The 14,528-nt window shown below is 63.4% G+C and carries 17 protein-coding genes and 1 tRNA gene; 8 read left to right on the top strand and 10 right to left on the bottom strand.

The window, feature by feature from the left end:
• Positions 1 to 227: 227 nt before the first annotated feature.
• Entirely contained in the window at positions 228 to 518 is a 291-nt protein-coding gene (locus tag EOA16_RS32080; protein WP_127261694.1) for a YggT family protein, read from the bottom strand.
• Between the two features lie 160 nt (positions 519 to 678).
• On the opposite strand from EOA16_RS32080, the gene EOA16_RS32085 reads away from it, so the two are divergent.
• The 6 genes from EOA16_RS32085 to EOA16_RS32115 all read left to right on the top strand — a co-directional run bounded on the left by EOA16_RS32085 (position 679) and on the right by EOA16_RS32115 (position 4,329).
• A tRNA-Ala gene (locus tag EOA16_RS32085) sits at positions 679 to 754 on the top strand.
• Between the two features lie 329 nt (positions 755 to 1,083).
• Complete coding sequence (locus EOA16_RS32090) at positions 1,084 to 1,833, top strand: helix-turn-helix transcriptional regulator (RefSeq protein ID WP_127261695.1); 750 nt, start codon at positions 1,084 to 1,086, stop codon at positions 1,831 to 1,833.
• A 529-nt stretch (positions 1,834 to 2,362) separates the two neighbouring features.
• On the top strand, positions 2,363 to 3,325 hold the full coding sequence (locus EOA16_RS32100) for a SagB/ThcOx family dehydrogenase (protein WP_245456071.1): 963 nt from the start codon (positions 2,363 to 2,365) through the stop codon (positions 3,323 to 3,325).
• Positions 3,326 to 3,470: 145 nt separating this feature from the next.
• Positions 3,471 to 3,647, top strand: coding sequence for a hypothetical protein (locus EOA16_RS32105; protein WP_224700463.1), 177 nt, complete (start codon positions 3,471 to 3,473; stop codon positions 3,645 to 3,647).
• Positions 3,648 to 3,651: 4 nt separating this feature from the next.
• Complete coding sequence (locus tag EOA16_RS32110) at positions 3,652 to 3,906, top strand: hypothetical protein (RefSeq protein WP_127261697.1); 255 nt, start codon at positions 3,652 to 3,654, stop codon at positions 3,904 to 3,906.
• A 102-nt stretch (positions 3,907 to 4,008) separates the two neighbouring features.
• Positions 4,009 to 4,329 carry a hypothetical protein gene (locus EOA16_RS32115; protein ID WP_127261698.1) on the top strand — a complete coding sequence of 107 codons (321 nt, stop codon included), beginning with the start codon at positions 4,009 to 4,011 and terminating at the stop codon, positions 4,327 to 4,329.
• 127 nt (positions 4,330 to 4,456) lie between these two features.
• On the opposite strand, the gene EOA16_RS32120 is transcribed toward EOA16_RS32115, so the two are convergent.
• From EOA16_RS32120 to EOA16_RS32135, 4 genes are all read right to left on the bottom strand, one after another.
• Positions 4,457 to 5,401, bottom strand: a complete 945-nt coding sequence (locus tag EOA16_RS32120) for an energy transducer TonB (RefSeq protein ID WP_127261699.1) — start codon at positions 5,399 to 5,401, stop codon at positions 4,457 to 4,459.
• Positions 5,398 to 5,865 carry a TonB system transport protein ExbD gene (gene exbD, locus EOA16_RS32125; protein WP_127261700.1) on the bottom strand — a complete coding sequence of 156 codons (468 nt, stop codon included), beginning with the start codon at positions 5,863 to 5,865 and terminating at the stop codon, positions 5,398 to 5,400. The genes EOA16_RS32120 and exbD overlap by 4 nt, the downstream gene beginning before the upstream one ends.
• 4 nt (positions 5,866 to 5,869) lie before the next feature.
• The gene (gene exbB / locus EOA16_RS32130; RefSeq protein WP_127261701.1) at positions 5,870 to 6,808 is read right to left on the bottom strand and encodes a tonB-system energizer ExbB; all 939 of its coding nucleotides are present in this window, start codon (positions 6,806 to 6,808) and stop codon (positions 5,870 to 5,872) included.
• A 65-nt stretch (positions 6,809 to 6,873) separates the two neighbouring features.
• Entirely contained in the window at positions 6,874 to 7,665 is a 792-nt protein-coding gene (locus EOA16_RS32135) for an ATP-binding cassette domain-containing protein (protein WP_164754454.1), read from the bottom strand.
• A gap of 238 nt (positions 7,666 to 7,903) precedes the next feature.
• Between EOA16_RS32135 and EOA16_RS32140 the strand changes: the two genes are divergently transcribed.
• Positions 7,904 to 8,578 (top strand): isochorismatase family cysteine hydrolase, encoded by a 675-nt coding sequence (locus tag EOA16_RS32140; RefSeq protein WP_127261703.1) that lies wholly within the window; start codon positions 7,904 to 7,906, stop codon positions 8,576 to 8,578.
• 22 nt (positions 8,579 to 8,600) lie between these two features.
• Here EOA16_RS32140 and EOA16_RS32145 read toward each other — a convergent pair whose 3' ends face one another.
• A complete protein-coding gene (locus tag EOA16_RS32145) occupies positions 8,601 to 9,542 on the bottom strand; it encodes an LLM class flavin-dependent oxidoreductase (RefSeq protein ID WP_127261704.1) in 942 nt (313 codons plus the stop codon).
• Positions 9,543 to 9,652: 110 nt separating this feature from the next.
• Complete coding sequence (locus tag EOA16_RS32150) at positions 9,653 to 9,808, bottom strand: hypothetical protein (protein ID WP_081738744.1); 156 nt, start codon at positions 9,806 to 9,808, stop codon at positions 9,653 to 9,655.
• Positions 9,809 to 10,097: 289 nt separating this feature from the next.
• Between EOA16_RS32150 and EOA16_RS32155 the strand changes: the two genes are divergently transcribed.
• Positions 10,098 to 10,865 carry an SDR family oxidoreductase gene (locus tag EOA16_RS32155; RefSeq protein ID WP_127261705.1) on the top strand — a complete coding sequence of 256 codons (768 nt, stop codon included), beginning with the start codon at positions 10,098 to 10,100 and terminating at the stop codon, positions 10,863 to 10,865.
• A gap of 23 nt (positions 10,866 to 10,888) precedes the next feature.
• On the opposite strand, the gene EOA16_RS32160 is transcribed toward EOA16_RS32155, so the two are convergent.
• From EOA16_RS32160 to EOA16_RS32170, 3 genes are read right to left on the bottom strand one after another with little or no spacing between them, the layout of a single operon-like run.
• Positions 10,889 to 11,833 (bottom strand): ABC transporter permease, encoded by a 945-nt coding sequence (locus tag EOA16_RS32160; RefSeq protein ID WP_127261706.1) that lies wholly within the window; start codon positions 11,831 to 11,833, stop codon positions 10,889 to 10,891.
• On the bottom strand, positions 11,830 to 12,885 hold the full coding sequence (locus tag EOA16_RS32165) for an ABC transporter permease (protein ID WP_127261707.1): 1,056 nt from the start codon (positions 12,883 to 12,885) through the stop codon (positions 11,830 to 11,832). Before EOA16_RS32165 ends, EOA16_RS32160 begins: the two co-directional genes overlap by 4 nt.
• Positions 12,885 to 14,396: an ABC transporter ATP-binding protein gene (locus tag EOA16_RS32170; protein WP_127261708.1), complete on the bottom strand. Its 1,512-nt coding sequence runs from the start codon at positions 14,394 to 14,396 to the stop codon at positions 12,885 to 12,887. The genes EOA16_RS32165 and EOA16_RS32170 overlap by 1 nt, the downstream gene beginning before the upstream one ends.
• Positions 14,397 to 14,528 lie beyond the last annotated feature (132 nt).

Below are 14,528 nucleotides of genomic sequence, written 5' to 3' on the forward strand. Positions count from 1 at the left end.
CGCCGACAACTCCAGACATGCCAGCCCTTGGGCTGCAAAGGTCTATCAGGACGCCAGAAAGCGAGGGTGCAGACACCCTCATGCCGTTCGCATCCTTGCCAGAGCTTGGCTCAGAATCCTCTGGCGCACCTGGCAGGACGGTACACTCTACAATCCAGACAGACACCCCGCCGCAGCCGTCTTGCTCGCCAAAGGTTGACACAGGAAGTCTCATGCGGTCATCCTGCTCACAGGATCAGAGGCGCTACCGTGGTGAGTATGAACTGCCGCAGGAAGAACAGGATTAGAAGCAGGATGATCGGCGAGATGTCGATGCCGCCGAGGTCCGGCATGAAGCGGCGGATCGGCCGCAACGCCGGCTCGGTCAGCCGGTAGAGCATGTTGCCGATACTGCCGACGAACTGGTTTTTCGAATTGACGACGTTGAAGGCGTAGAGCCAGGAGAAGATCGCCGAGGCGATGATGATCCACCAGTAGAGGTCAAGCGCCATGACGATTGTCTGAATGAGGGCGAGCATGCCGGTCTCCAATTGTTGCCGACATGTAGCCATTGCAGGCGAAACCGGCAAGGGCCGCCTTCCGCCGCGCGCCGGCCCGATGTCGGCGGACACGGATTTCGGCAAAGCGCCGCCTTGACAGGAAACCGCGGCGCCCGATAAATGCCCCCATCCGCTGGACGGGGCTGTAGCTCAGCTGGGAGAGCGCGTCGTTCGCAATGACGAGGTCAGGAGTTCGATCCTCCTCAGCTCCACCAGCGGAATAATTCTTCACTCTCCGCGCCGGATGCCGTCCGCGATGCTCGTCCCGGCTTGCCTCGCGGTTGGCATTTGCTGTGCCAGCGCGCCCAAAAAGGCCGCGGACTGCACCGCCTTTTTCGCGATATCCGGCAAGGCTTTTGTCAATTGGACTTATGGCGGAAGCGCTCATCGATTGTTTCCGTTTTTTTTGCAAACCGCCCCACTAAAATGAGATTATCAAATCAGTTTTTTCTGTGCGTTGTGACCAGGCGTTTCGGCGGGGGCGACCGGAGACGCTATATGGATTTCGAGTCGAAATGAAAAATCCGCCTGCGGAAGCAAAGACGTGTCAATTCGCGAGAATCTCGCTGCAAACCTTAGACGGCTGTGCAAGGACCATGCCTCCGTAAGTGCGGTATGCCGTGAGCTGCACATCAATCGCACCCAGTTCGAACGCTACCTGCAAGGGCAGACCGTTCCCAACAAGGCCACCGCCAAGCTGATATGCGATTACTTTCGGATCGACGAGGCCGAACTGTACCAGGATCCCGGCGCACCCGAGCCAGCGATGCGTGGCCTGCCGCCAGTTTCCGAGAGCCTGTTCAACCAGATGATCCGCCCTCCCAGTCCTTCGATCGCGGGCGGCACCTATTTCACCTATTTCTCGATCCCGGGCCGTCTCGACCTTCTGATGCGCTCGGTGACCTTCGTGCGGCGCGAAGCCGAACTGGTCACATTCCGAAGGGTCACAGGATGGTCGGAGCGCCGGGGATCGACCTGGGCACGAGCGCGCGGCAATCACTATGGGGTGGCGATCTCGCGGCTGAACTGGATCTATTTCAGCGGCATCAATCGCCGCCAGACCGGAGAGCCGTCGCTGATCTCCGTGCAATGGGCTCCCATCTCCGAACCGGTGCTGATGGGCAAGGCCATGCTCCTGACGGAGGCCGGCCCGGCATTCGTATCTGTCATCATGCGGCGCGACATTGCCAACATCCACGCAAGGGATGCCATCAGCATGGCGCATGTCATCAGTCTCGACGATCCGGGCGTCGACCAACTGGTTGTCAGCCTCACCCGGGACGGGTTGGGCTAATCCCTCGGATCGCCGTCTCTTACGCCAAATAAGAATAAGCATACGCCGATAAAGCGTACGACGACGATTGTCTACTCTGTATTTGAATAAAATCGATATTTTACACTTTAATGCCAGGAAAGATAATCCACGCGTCCGTCTTCGGCTCGTGGTTTTACTATAATTTTAACAAACCATTAACTCTTCCGACCTTACCTTTCTTCACGCGGATCCCGTTCTGGGGGTCTTTCAACGGATCCCAAATGGGGTCAGGAAAGGGATAAAAATGGCCAAGAAAGTGACCAATGCTCCGAAGCTGACGATTGCCGCCGGCACGCAGACCGTCTTCTTTTCGCAGGGTATGCACTACAACAAGCGCTGAAGCCGTTCTGCGCCGACGAGCGGTTCGCTTGTCGGCGCCTCGGCTCCGCAGATGGCATCCAGCTTCATGAAAATGCGCTCTTCGAAAACGCTTGTTTTCTACCCCGGACAAAACAAGGTCACGGCATGCAACTTCCTGACCAGAAGCGTATTTGAATGCAGCCCTGAGATGGTCGGCCTTCTAGCATCGTGGGACAAATGGGCATCGACAGCGGACATTGCCCGCGCCCATGGGTGGTCGAAGTCCGAGTTGAAGGCTGTCGTTCCCCGGTTGCTCGATTTCTCCGCCCTGGTCACCGCCGGATCGCCTCTCGCCGAGCAGGAGGAACAGTTTTCAGGACAATGGAATTGGGGGCTTCCGACGGCGCTGATGCATTTCTGCGTCCAGGACAGCGAATACATGACCATTGAGCAAGCGGAAGAGCGGCAGATAGAACGCGCCGGCCATACGCCGCAGCCGGACCTCCTGCTCAAGAATTCCGCTGGCGCCATCCAGTTGCCGAATGCACTGGAAGACAACGAACTTCTTAGCTTGATGGCGCGGCGCCGCACCAACCGCACGGCGGCTCGGCCCACCATCACGGCCAAACAGCTTTCCGATTGCCTGTTCGCAGGGCTCGGCATCATCGGCGAGACCGTCAATTGCGTTGGCGCCCTGCCGCTTGGCATGACCCCTTCCGGCGGCGCGCGAAATCCCTATGAGGCCTATGTGGTCGCGCTCGGCGTCGATGGGCTCGAACCCGGTGTCTATCACTATTCCGCCGCGGATCACGACCTTGGCAGGATTTCCGCGAACCATCTGCCGAAGATTTCCGAACTGGTCGGCGGACAGGAGTGGGCCGACGCCATGCCGTGCCTGATCCTGCTTTGCGCCAGGCTCGATCGCACGATGTGGAAATATGAGGACGCCAACGCCTATCGTGTCGTGCTGATCGAGGCCGGCCATATCGGCCAGAACATCATGCTGGCGGCGACCAATCATGGCCTGTCGGCATGTCCGACAGCCGCGCTCAGTCATTCCGCGATCAAGCGGCTGCTTGGTCTCGACAGTCTCACCGACGCACCGATCTATGCCTTGACCCTTTCGACCCCGGAAAGAGACCCGTCCACCGCGGGCCAATCCATCAATTAGTCGACCAACAATGTGCAGTTCGGCCAGTAACGCGTTCCCCAGGTATAACCAGAGACAGGAGCAGCACGTGCCAAATCAATCCTTACGCCAGTCAGAAATCGATAGTCTTCAATATATTTCGTCGATGACCAATGAGCTCGTGCAGATGGCCGAAGCAAGCCGTTTTCCGATGATCTCCTATCTGCTGGGCATGGCCTATGCGGAGGCCTTCGACGTTCTTCGCGGCGCACGGCCGGCCAGGCATGCGCAGCTCAGCGGCAATCCGCTGCATCCCAAGGCGCAGGCAAAGGACAATCGTGCCGCCCAGCCACGGAGAGCGTAGCGACATGCAATCGTCAGCCGCATGCGCGGTGGCAGGCTCGACCTCCCGGCCAAACCGCTGGGAGACGCTGTGCGCGTTGCAAAGCCTGCTGCCGTTGCTGAAGAAAGCCGCGACAGATCTGCACCGCGCCGACATGGTCTACTGGTTCGAGCAGGCCGATGCCGAGGTCGCCAACATCATCAGGGGCCATCCCTCCGATGCGGCCGCAATCCCGGCCTTGATGGCATCCTGTCCGCAGAACCGGCACCAGTCGCTCTAACCCTAGGGCGATTGCGAACACTGAGCCGGCTCTAGCCATTTTTTCAAGCAATTCCAGACGGGAAACCGTTGCGCGGCTGGAATTGCCAAGGGGGACTTGCACATGAACATGATTGCCAACATCAGAAGCGTCGACGCCAGGGAAAGCATTTTCAGCCGGCTCGAGGCCTTGATCGCAAGGCACCCGCCATCGCCTGACGCTGCGCGGGTCGAGGCCCGCCAACTCGTCTCGATGGCGATTGCCGACAGCTGCCAGGCCGACAGTCTCTGGGGTACAGTGGACGCCTTCCACGCCCATTTCGACTTCATGATGCAGACCATCGAGATCAACGGAACCGATGACCCGAGCCTCGGGCTCTTGCGCACGAAATGCCGTTTCTATCTCGAACAGGTCGAGGCCCTGAGCCTCTCACTGACCTATTGACAGGCCGGCCGATCAAGTTCGGCTCTAGAGTAATTCTGGGAAAAGTGTGAAGCGGTTTTCCGTTTAGAATTGCGTCAGAACAAAGGTTTAGAGCAGCTCGCCGTTTCCGTGAAACGGTGAAATGCTCTTAGTTGCGCAGGTTGAACACGAACGGCGCTGTACGACTCAGACGCGAGCCAAGTTCCGGTGGCGGTGCCGGCACCGTGGCGCCTTGCAGCACGGCGAGTGCCGCACGGTCCAGGTCCGCATCCCCGGAGGAACGAGAGAGCCTGGCAGACAAGACCCGGCCGGACGAGTCGACCGTGAAGGCGACATACGGCCTGCCTTCCACGCCTCGGGCCTTGGCAGAGCTGGGATAGCGCGTGTGCCGCTTGATCCAGGCGCCCAGACGGGAGTCCCATTTGCTGGAGTCGTCGGAGCGCGACGTCGATTCCGCCGCCTTCGGCGCGGCGGTCCTGGCCGCGGGCCGTGCGTCGGCGCTGGCGACGGTTGCCGTCTTCGGCGGAGCCGCCTTCTCCTTCTTAAGCCGCGGCTTGGGCTTCTCGACAGGCTTTCTCGCCTTGGCCGCGACCGGTTTCTTGTCTTTGACAACCTCGACCGGTTTCGGCTGCGGCAAGGGAATGACGACGTCTGGCGTGACAGCCTCGACAACATCCGGGACGACCTCATCCGGCGGCGGCTGATCGACCTGTTCAGCCGTTTCGGTCCGGGTGGGTTCGGCCTCGTCGGGCGCGACCGCTTCCGACGGCTCGACAACCGGCTCCGCCTTTTCGACCGGTTCTTCAGGTGTCGGCTCGGTCGTCGGCGTCGGTTCGGTCTGATCTGGCGTCACCGCGTCCAGCGCGGCGACCTGTTCTTCCACGGCCGGCATCACCACCATTGGCGCCATCTCGATTATCTGGGCCGGAGGTGGGCCGCCATCCGCTTCGGTGACCATGGTGAGATTCTGCACTGCATAGGCGACCGCGACATGAGCTCCAAGGACCAGCGCGGCAGCACCGGCCCACAAGCCAAGGTCGCGCCAACCGAAGCGCGACAACTGGACCGAGGGCACGGCGACCGCTTGCGTCATGGCGCCGCCGCACCAGAGGCTGAGGGTGTCGGAGCATTGGACGCGGAAGCCGTCTCCAGGCCGACCAGCGCGATCTTCAGATAGCCGGCGCCGCGCAGCAGGTTCATCGCCTCCATCAGGTCGCCATAGGCGACGGCCTTGTCGGCGCGCAGGAAGATGCGCGTCTGCTTGTCGCCTTTTGTCCGGCTGTCCAGCGTCGCGGCGAAAGCCGGGCGCGGCACGCTATCGTTGCCGATCGCCAGCGTGAGATCATCCTTCAACGTCAGGAACAGCGGCGTTTCCGGCCGCGGCGCGGGCGTCGCGGTCGACCCCGGAAGATCGACATTGACATCCACCGTCGCCAGCGGTGCCGCGACCATGAAGATGATCAGCAGCACCAGGATGACATCGATGAACGGGGTGACGTTGATCTCGTGGCTTTCCTCGAGATCGTCATCCACGGTCTGTCGGATTCTGCTTCCCATGGCGCTACTCGGCCGCCAGCGGCGCTGCCGGCGCGACTGTGCGGAAGTCCAGGTCGCGGCTGACCAGCCGTTCGACCCCGGCCGAGGCATCGGCGAGGATCTGCCGATAGCCGGCTATCGAGCGTGCAAAGACGTTGTAGATGACGACGGCCGGTATGGCCGCGACCAAGCCCATCGCGGTGGCCAGCAGCGCTTCGGCGATGCCCGGCGCGACCACGGCGAGATTGGTGGTCTGCGCCTGCGAGATGCCGATGAAGGCGTTCATGATGCCCCAGACCGTGCCGAACAGGCCGACGAAGGGCGCGGTCGAGCCGATCGTCGCCAGCAGGCCGGTGCCGCGCGACATGCGCCGCGCCGCCGCCGCCTCAATGCGCGACAGGCGCGACGTGACCCGTTCCTTGAGGCCATCGCCCGGGACATGATCGAGCGCGCCGGCTGAGAGTGCGGTCTCTTCCTCGGCCGCCCGCACCAGCAGCGCGCCCGGGCCGCCGCTGCGGTCGAGGGTACGGCTGGCCTGCTTCAGCGTGGCGGCTTCGCCGATCGCCCGCACGGCGCGACGGATGCGCAGCTTGCCGCCGAAAAGCTCCAGCGACTTGGCCAGCCATATCGTCCAGGTGACGAGGGAGGCAAAGGCCAGCCCGATCATCACCGCCTTGACGACGATATCAGCCGCCATGAACATGCCCCATGGCGACAGGTCATGCGGCAAGGTCAACTCCATCGCCGCCGGCTGGGTGCCTGGCTGCGAAGGCGCCGTCGTGGCCGGCGGAGCGACTGCCGGTGCGGCGGGTGCCGGCGCACTCGGCGCTGGGGCTGCGGGAGCAGCCGGGGTGGGGGTTTCAATCGCCGGCGCCGCACCGGCCGGTTGCTCCTGGGCCATCGCGCTGCCGGCCGACAGGATGACGGATGCGACCAACGCCGCCAACAAACCAGTTTTCGACAACAGCTTCTTCCTTGTTCTCACAGCGGCTTGCCGCCTTCTATTTCCCGCCGCCGCATCAGATCTCGTCACTGCACATAGCCGACAGGCTGGCCGGTGACGGGGTGTGCGAACACGCCCATCTCCACGCCGAAAATGCCTTTCAGCACATCGCTGCGCATGATTTCGCCGGGCGTGCCGCGCGTCAGCAGCTTGCCGTCCTTGAGCGCGATCAGCTCGTCGCAGCAGCGCGCAGCCATGTTGGGATCGTGCAGCACGACGACAACGCATAGGTCGCGTTTGCGGCTGAGCTCCTTGACCAGCCCGAGCACCTCGACCTGATGGGCGATGTCGAGTGCCGAAATCGGCTCGTCGAGCAGCATGACGCCGGCGTTCTGCGCCACCAGCATGGCGAGCCAGGCGCGCTGGCGCTCGCCGCCCGACATTTCGTCCACCAGCCGGTCCGCGAACACGTCCATGTCGGTCAGGGCCAGCGCCTCGTCGACATGCTGCCTGTCCTCGGCGCGGAAACGGCCAAGCGCGCCGTGCCAGGGATAGCGCCCCAACGTCGCCAGTTCGCGCACGGTCAGGCCGGTCGCCGCCGGTGTCGTCTGTGGCAGATAGGCAAGCGCGCGGGCAAATTCGCGGGCGCCCCATTGCGGCAGCGGACGCCTGGCGAAAGTGATGGCGCCCGAGCTCACCGGCTGCTGGCGCGCCATGAGCTTGATCAGCGTCGACTTGCCCGAACCATTGTGGCCGATCAGCCCATAGACCCGCGAGCGCTGCAGTTCGAGCGAGACCGGACCGAGCAGCGTCCGCTCGCCGACGGCAAAGCGCACCGCGTCGATATGGAAGGCAGTCTGGGCATCAATTCCAGCCATGCTCATGGCTTTTCTCCAGTGCGTCCGCCCGCATTTCCAGATTTCGGCTTTCGGCAGGCCGATGCCCGGTCACTATTAAACATGACCTTACTAGTCAACATTGAAGATGACTGCAACGATCAACAAATCGTCGTGATCCCCCGGACAACGATTGCGACCGTTAGGGCTGCTGCCTGGTGGACGGCCGCGGCTTCGCAGATCAGGATGGACCTCACAATCGGTGAGGAGAGAACCCCAGATGATCAAGGCGACGCCCTTCGACTTCCCCTATGACGGCAGGCTGGTGGCCGAAAACACCGCGCTGATCGTCATCGACCTGCAGCAGGATTTCCTGTCGACGACGGGCTACGTCGCCAGGCAGGGCTATGACCCGTCGCCTCTAAGGGCGATCCTGCCGACGGTGAGCCGGCTGATCGCGGCCGCGCGCGAGGCCGGCGTCAGGGTCATCCACACCAGGCAGGGCTATCGGGCCGATATGGCCGATATGACGCCTTACGAAAAATGGCGCCGCAAGCGCGCCGGTCTCGACGGCACCGATATCCTGCTGCGCTCGGGCCCGGGGTTCCAGATCGTTCCGGAGATCGACGTCGCACCGCACGACATCATCGTCGACAAGACCTGCAACAGCGCCTGCATTTATACGGATTTCGAGCTTGTGCTCCGCGCGCAAGGCATCACGCATCTCATGTTTTCCGGATGCACGACGGATGTCTGCGTCCACACCACGCTGCGCGAAGCCTGCGACCGCAACTTTCAATACCTGACGATTTCCGATGCTTGCGCCAGCGGCGACAGACAAGCCCACGAGGCCGCGCTTCATATGGTGACGGTCGAAGACGGCGTCTTCGGCGTTCTGGCAGATTCGAGCGCTGTCTTTGAAGGCCTGTCACGGCTTGGCGACAGGCCTGCCTGAGACAACAAAAGGCTGAAGGACTTCAGCCCGTTGCGCGCGTCTCCAATCCTGCACGAGACGCATATGCCCCAGGCTGGAATGCCTCGTGTTCGCGACGCGCCAGCGAATTGCGCAGCAGGGCGATCGTTTCCCGGCCGAGCGTTGCGATCTCGCGTGGCGTGTCGACGCCGACAATCATGAATTCATCGATCCCGAGGGCTGCATAGGCAAGCAGCGACAGGGCGGCCTGGGCTGGCGGCCCGGCAACATCGACCGCCTTGTGGCCGGAGGCGGAAGCACCCTGGTGGATCCCGACGGGAAGCGCGAAGCGCAGCTTGCCGGCCCGGCCATGTTCGGCGGCGGAGCGGCGCACCCGCTCCATCAATTGCCGGATCTCATCGATCGAGCCCGGCGCCAATTCAAAGACATCGGCATGCCGACCGGCAACTTTGAGTGCCGTTCCGGACTGCCCGCCCATGCGGATGACCAGGTCGGCGCCGTGCGGTCCCTTGCGCTCGATATAGCCGCCCTTGATGCTGTAGAATGTTCCTTCGTGGTCGAAGGGCCGGTCGTTCGACCACAGCCGCTTCAGCAGCACCAGATATTCGTCTATGCGCTGCCAGATGACGGTGTGCCCGACCGGCCGAGTTTCGGCGTCGGCATCGCTCAGCGGCTCGCTGATCATTCTCAGCGCCAGGCGCCCGCCGCTTTTCCTGTCGATCGACGCCAGTTGGCGGGCCGCCACGGTCGGTTCGACCACGCCCGCCCAATGGGTGAGCACGACTTCCAGCGACGAGGTGCGATCGAGCACTTGGGCCGCAAGATCCATGTTGGTCAGCAGTCCGGCCGAATCGTCGACGACGATCTTGCGGAAGCCGCCATCCTCGATCAGCCCGAGCTTGGTCGCGGTCTCGGCAAAGTCGTAGAAAAAGGGAACCGCGGCATCGGCGGTCTTGCCGGGAATGTGCGTGAACTCGATCGGCATTGCCATGTCCTCCGTGGCGTCGGGCGCGCGAAAGCACGCCGAGGATTCGGTTCATTCAACTCCGATTTTCTGAAAGCGGTGGGCAGTTAACCCCCGGTCGATCTGATGACTCAGGGAATAAGGCCCAGAACAACGGCCCCGGTGAACACGAACGCAAGGGCAAAGACGAGATAGGCGAAAGCGCCGGCATAGGCCGGGCGAAAGGCCTGGGCGTTGGCCGCCCGCTGGCCGCTACGATCCGTCTGGGCGTTCTGAATATAGGACATATCGACCTCCGTCTCGGCGGTTAATCTATAAAACTTGTAGACTTTGTCGATTGCTATTTTTTGGCCAAAGATAGAACTATTTTCTCCTAGGAGGCTGGAAATTGGTGGGCACTTGCTTAGAGAGCCCGCTCGGACGGCCGATCCATATGGCACGTCCGTTTCGCTCTGCGTCTGGAATGGACCCATGGCCTTGTCCCCGCTGCACTCAATTCGTGGATTGGCCGCCCGGCGCGGGCGCGGTAGCATCGCCCAACCAGCAAGGCGAAATCGTCACATAGGGGGCAGAAGAATGGGCACGAGACTGGCCGGCAAAATTGCCATCATTTCGGGTGGCGCGACGGGAATGGGCGGCGCGGCTTCGGAACTTTTCGCGGCGGAAGGCGCCAAGGTGGCGATCATCGACCGCAACGGCGAGGCGGCCGCCGCAACCGCAGCGACAATCAGGGCACGCGGCCATGTCGCCGAGCATTTTGTCGCCGACGTCTCTGACGAGGCCCAGGTCGAAGCGGCGGTGAAGGGTGCCATCGAAAAACTCGGACCGGTCACCGTGCTGTTCAACCACGCCGGCACCATCGTCATCAAACCCTTCCTGGAGACGACGGTCCAGGAATGGGACTGGCTGCATGCCGTCAATGTGCGCTCGATGTTCCTGATGACGCGCGCCGTTCTGCCCGGCATGATTGCGGCGGGCGGCGGCTCGATCGTCTGCACCTCGTCGATCTCGGCGGTGGCGGCGACTCCCAACGAAGTGCTCTACGACACCACCAAGGGCGCCTGCCACATGTTCGCCCGCGCTGTCGCCGTCGAGTTCCGCGACCGCAACATCCGCTGCAACGCGGTCTGCCCCGGCTTCATCCGCACGCCGCACGGCCTGCGCGAGGTGGCCGACCTCGGCAGGCTCGGCGTCGATGTTTCAGATGCCGCGCTGGCCGCGCAGCAGGGCCGCATCGGCGAGCCGGAAGAAGTGGCCAAGGCCGCACTCTACCTGGCCAGCGACGAGTCGAGCTTTGTCAACGGCACGCATCTGTTCGTGGATAACGGTTTTACGGCCATGTGAGGCTTTCCGGAACCCAAGCCTTGCTACCGCTCCTCGCGCCGAAACGGCTTCAGCAGTGCCGAAGGCGCCACCGCGTTGCGCGACATCACCGCCATGGCGACGATGGTGAAGATGAACGGCAGCATCAGGAACGCCTCGTAGGGGATGTGCCCGAGCCCGCTGGCCTGCATGCGCAGTTGCAAGGCATCGACGAAGGCAAACAGCAGTGCTGCACCCGCCGAGCGCCACGGATCCCAGCGGCCGAAGACGACCAGCGCGATCGCCACCCAGCCGCGCCCGGAGACGACGCCGAAGGTGAAGGCGTTGAACTGCGCCATCGACAGGAAGGCGCCGGCCAGCCCCATCAGCGCGCCGCCGAGGACAACCGCCTGGAAGCGCGTGGCAATGACGCTGACACCGGCCGAATCGGCGGCGCGCGGGTTTTCGCCGACCATGCGCACCGACAGGCCCCACGGCGTGCGGTAGAGTATGAAAGCCGCAAGCGGGATGGCGAGAATGGCCATGTAAACCAGCGAAAACTGGTTGAACACCGCCGGCCCGAGTACCGGAATGTCGGAGAGGACCGGGATCGGCAGTGTCTGAAAACCCTTGATGTTGGGTGGCACCGATTGCTGGCCGAAGATCAGCCGGTAGAGGAAATAGGCGAGGCCCGACGAGAACAGCGTCACGCCGATGCCGCAGACATGCTGGCTGAGGCCGAGCACCACCGTGAACAGCGCATGCAGCGCGCTCATCAGCATGCCGGTCAGTACGGCCGCCAGCACGCCGAGCCACAGGCTGCCGCTGAGGCTGGCGGCGGTGAAGCCGGTCATCGCCGACAAAAGCATGATGCCTTCGATGCCGAGATTGAGCACGCCGGCGCGTTCCGAGAACATCTCACCCAGCGTTGCAAAAGCCAGCGGCGTGGCGATGCGGATGATCGCGGCCAGGAAGCCGACCTGAAAGATCTGTTCGAACACCGCGCTCATCGGGCAACCCCGACGCGGCGGATGCGGTAGGCGGTGAACAGCAGCGCCACCAGCATGGCGAGCAATGCGGTGCCCTGGATGACGTCGCTGAGGAAGGCCGGCACGCCGGTGGCGCGCGACATCGCCTCGGCGCCGGTCATCACGGCGGCAAGGAAGATCGCCGCCGGCACGACGCCAAGCGGGTTGAGCCGCGCCAGCATGGCAACGACGATACCCGAATAGCCGTAGCCCGGCGAGATGTCGCTCATCACCTGGAAATGCACACCGCCGACCTCGCCGACGCCGGCCAACCCGGCCAGCGCGCCGGACAGCAGCGCCGTCGAGATCAGCACCCGCTCGACATTGATGCCGCCGTAGCGGGCGGCTTCCGGGTTTTCGCCGGTGACCCTGATCCTGAAGCCGAGCGTCGTGCGCACGATCAGGAACCAGATCAGCGGTGCCGTCAGCAGCGCCACGATAACGCCGAGATGCAGCCGCGTGCCTTCAAGCAGCACCGGGAAATTGGCCGAATCCTCGATCGGCGGCGAGATCGGATAGCCGCTGAAGGAGTCCTTCCACGGTCCTTCGATCAGCGCCATCAGCGCGTAGTAGATGACCGAGTTGAGCAGCAGCGAACTGACGACATCGTCGACCTTGAATTTTACTCTGAGCGTAGCCGGCACCAGCGCGACCGCGGCTCCTGCCGCAGCACCCGCCAACGCCATCAACACCATGGCGAGCGGTCCGGGCATGGGGATGGCGCCGACAAAGCAGCTGGCCACCGCACCGGCCAGCAATTGCCCTTCGGCGCCGATGTTCCAGAATTTTGCCCGGAAGGCGACCGCGACCGCCAGTCCGGTAAAAATCATCGGCGCGGCGCGCACCATCGTTTCAGTGATCGCGTAGCTGTCGCCGAGCGAGGCGGTGAACATCACGCTATAGGCTTCGAGCACACCGGCGCCAGCCAGCGCAATGAGGCCGCTGCACAGGACAAGCGTTGCGCCGATCGCCAGCAGCGGCAAAGCCAGATTGAACCAGGCGGGCGTTGACGTGCGGACTTCCAGGCGAAACATCAGCTGTGCCCCTCCGCGCCGGTCATCATCAGGCCGAGCCGGGCGATCGTCGCATCGGCGCTGTCGAGCGTGCCGACAATGCGGCCCTCATACATCACCGCAATGCGGTCGCAGAGCACCAGCAGCTCCTCCAGATCCTCGCCGATGACGACGATGCCGCAGCCCTTGGCCCGCATGTCGAGGAACTTTTCGTGGATGAAGCGCGCAGCGCCGATATCGAGCCCGCGGGTCGGCTGCGAAACGATCAGAACCTTCGGGTCGAAGGCGAGTTCGCGCGCCAGAAGCGCCTTCTGCAGATTGCCGCCGGACAACGCCCCGGCACGGGTCATCGGCCCGGGGCACCTGATATCATAGGCCTTGATCTGCTCTTCCGCGAAGGCGCGGATCGCATCCGGCTTGAGCAAACCCTTGCTGCTGAACGCGGCGGTACCGATGCGGGGCAGCACCATCGAATCGGCCAGCGGCAAATTGGTGACCAGTCCGGTCGTCATGCGGTCTTCCGGGATGCGGCCAAGACCGAGCGCCTGCACCTCGCGCGGCGAAAACCGCGAGACTTTCTGACCGGCAATCGTCATCTGACCGGCAGCCGGCACGCGTGTCCCGGAGATCACCTCCGCCAGCGCCCGCTGGCCATTGCCCGACACCCCGGCAATGCCGAGGATTTCGCCAGCACGCACGGCAAGCGAAACATCGCGCAGCGCCGTGCCGGAATGTCGTGAGGTGGAAATGCCATCGAGCGTCAGCACTGCCGCGCCCGGCGTCGACAGTCCCCGCGCCGGCGGCACGATCTCGTGGCCGCACATGAGTGTTGCCATCTCCGAGGGCGTCGTGTTGGCGGGGTCATCGACGCGCCCGGCAACGCGGCCATGCCGCAGCACCGTGCAGCGATGCGTCAGCGCCCTCACCTCGTTGAGCTTGTGCGAGATGAAGATGATGCCGAGGCCTTGCGCCGCCATCGAGCGCAACGCCGAAAACAGCCCGTCGACCTCGTTCGGCGCCAGCACCGCCGTCGGCTCATCGAGGATTAAGAGCCTGGCGCCGCGAAACAGCGCCTTGACGATCTCGAGCCTCTGCTGCTCGCCGACCGAGAGCGCCGAGACCGGAAGATCGGGATCAAGCGTCAGCCCGTGCTGGCGGCCGATCTCGGCCAGCCGCGCCAGCCCGCCGGCGCGGTCGATCCGGCCCGATTTGCCGGGAATGCCGATCAAAAGGTTTTCCAGCACCGTGAGCCGTGGCGCCAGGCGAAAGTGCTGGTGCACCATGCCGATGCCGGCGGCTAGCGCATCGGCGGAACTTGTGATCCGCACCGGCTTGCCCTGGATGAGAATCTCGCCGGCGTCGGGCGCATAGGCGCCGAACAGCACGTTCATCAGCGTCGTCTTGCCGGCGCCGTTCTCACCCAGCAGCCCGAGGATTTCACCGGGCGCCACGCTGAGATCAACGGCCTCGTTCGCTTTGACGGCGCCGAAGCGTTTGGTGATGCCGCGCATTTCGATGAGGGGGGCGGGCAAGGGTGCTCCTGCGGAGAGATGGCTCGGCTCTTCACCCTCCTCCTTGTGGGGAGGGTCGGCTTACGATCGCAGCGAAGCGAAGATCGTGAGACGGGGTGGGGGTGCGGCGCCGACCCCCGCCCCGCTCCGCTT

The organism is Mesorhizobium sp. M7A.F.Ca.US.008.03.1.1, assembly GCF_003997495.1.
Taxonomy (GTDB): domain Bacteria; phylum Pseudomonadota; class Alphaproteobacteria; order Rhizobiales; family Rhizobiaceae; genus Mesorhizobium.

Excerpts from the sequence above, each read along its gene's own strand:
- EOA16_RS32110 (WP_127261697.1), top strand. The coding sequence starts at position 3,652 with ATGCAATCGTCAGCCGCATGCGCGGTGGCAGGCTCGACCTCCCGGCCA.
- EOA16_RS32165 (WP_127261707.1), bottom strand. The coding sequence starts at position 12,885 with ATGTTTCGCCTGGAAGTCCGCACGTCAACGCCCGCCTGGTTCAATCTG.
- exbD (WP_127261700.1), bottom strand. The coding sequence starts at position 5,865 with ATGGGAAGCAGAATCCGACAGACCGTGGATGACGATCTCGAGGAAAGC.
- EOA16_RS32135 (WP_164754454.1), bottom strand. The coding sequence starts at position 7,665 with ATGGCTGGAATTGATGCCCAGACTGCCTTCCATATCGACGCGGTGCGC.
- EOA16_RS32145 (WP_127261704.1), bottom strand. The coding sequence starts at position 9,542 with ATGCCGATCGAGTTCACGCACATTCCCGGCAAGACCGCCGATGCCGCG.
- EOA16_RS32105 (WP_224700463.1), top strand. The coding sequence starts at position 3,471 with ATGGCCGAAGCAAGCCGTTTTCCGATGATCTCCTATCTGCTGGGCATG.
- EOA16_RS32115 (WP_127261698.1), top strand. The coding sequence starts at position 4,009 with ATGAACATGATTGCCAACATCAGAAGCGTCGACGCCAGGGAAAGCATT.
- EOA16_RS32080 (WP_127261694.1), bottom strand. The coding sequence starts at position 518 with ATGCTCGCCCTCATTCAGACAATCGTCATGGCGCTTGACCTCTACTGG.
- EOA16_RS32100 (WP_245456071.1), top strand. The coding sequence starts at position 2,363 with ATGGTCGGCCTTCTAGCATCGTGGGACAAATGGGCATCGACAGCGGAC.
- EOA16_RS32140 (WP_127261703.1), top strand. The coding sequence starts at position 7,904 with ATGATCAAGGCGACGCCCTTCGACTTCCCCTATGACGGCAGGCTGGTG.
- EOA16_RS32160 (WP_127261706.1), bottom strand. The coding sequence starts at position 11,833 with ATGAGCGCGGTGTTCGAACAGATCTTTCAGGTCGGCTTCCTGGCCGCG.
- EOA16_RS32120 (WP_127261699.1), bottom strand. The coding sequence starts at position 5,401 with ATGACGCAAGCGGTCGCCGTGCCCTCGGTCCAGTTGTCGCGCTTCGGT.
- EOA16_RS32150 (WP_081738744.1), bottom strand. The coding sequence starts at position 9,808 with ATGTCCTATATTCAGAACGCCCAGACGGATCGTAGCGGCCAGCGGGCG.
- EOA16_RS32155 (WP_127261705.1), top strand. The coding sequence starts at position 10,098 with ATGGGCACGAGACTGGCCGGCAAAATTGCCATCATTTCGGGTGGCGCG.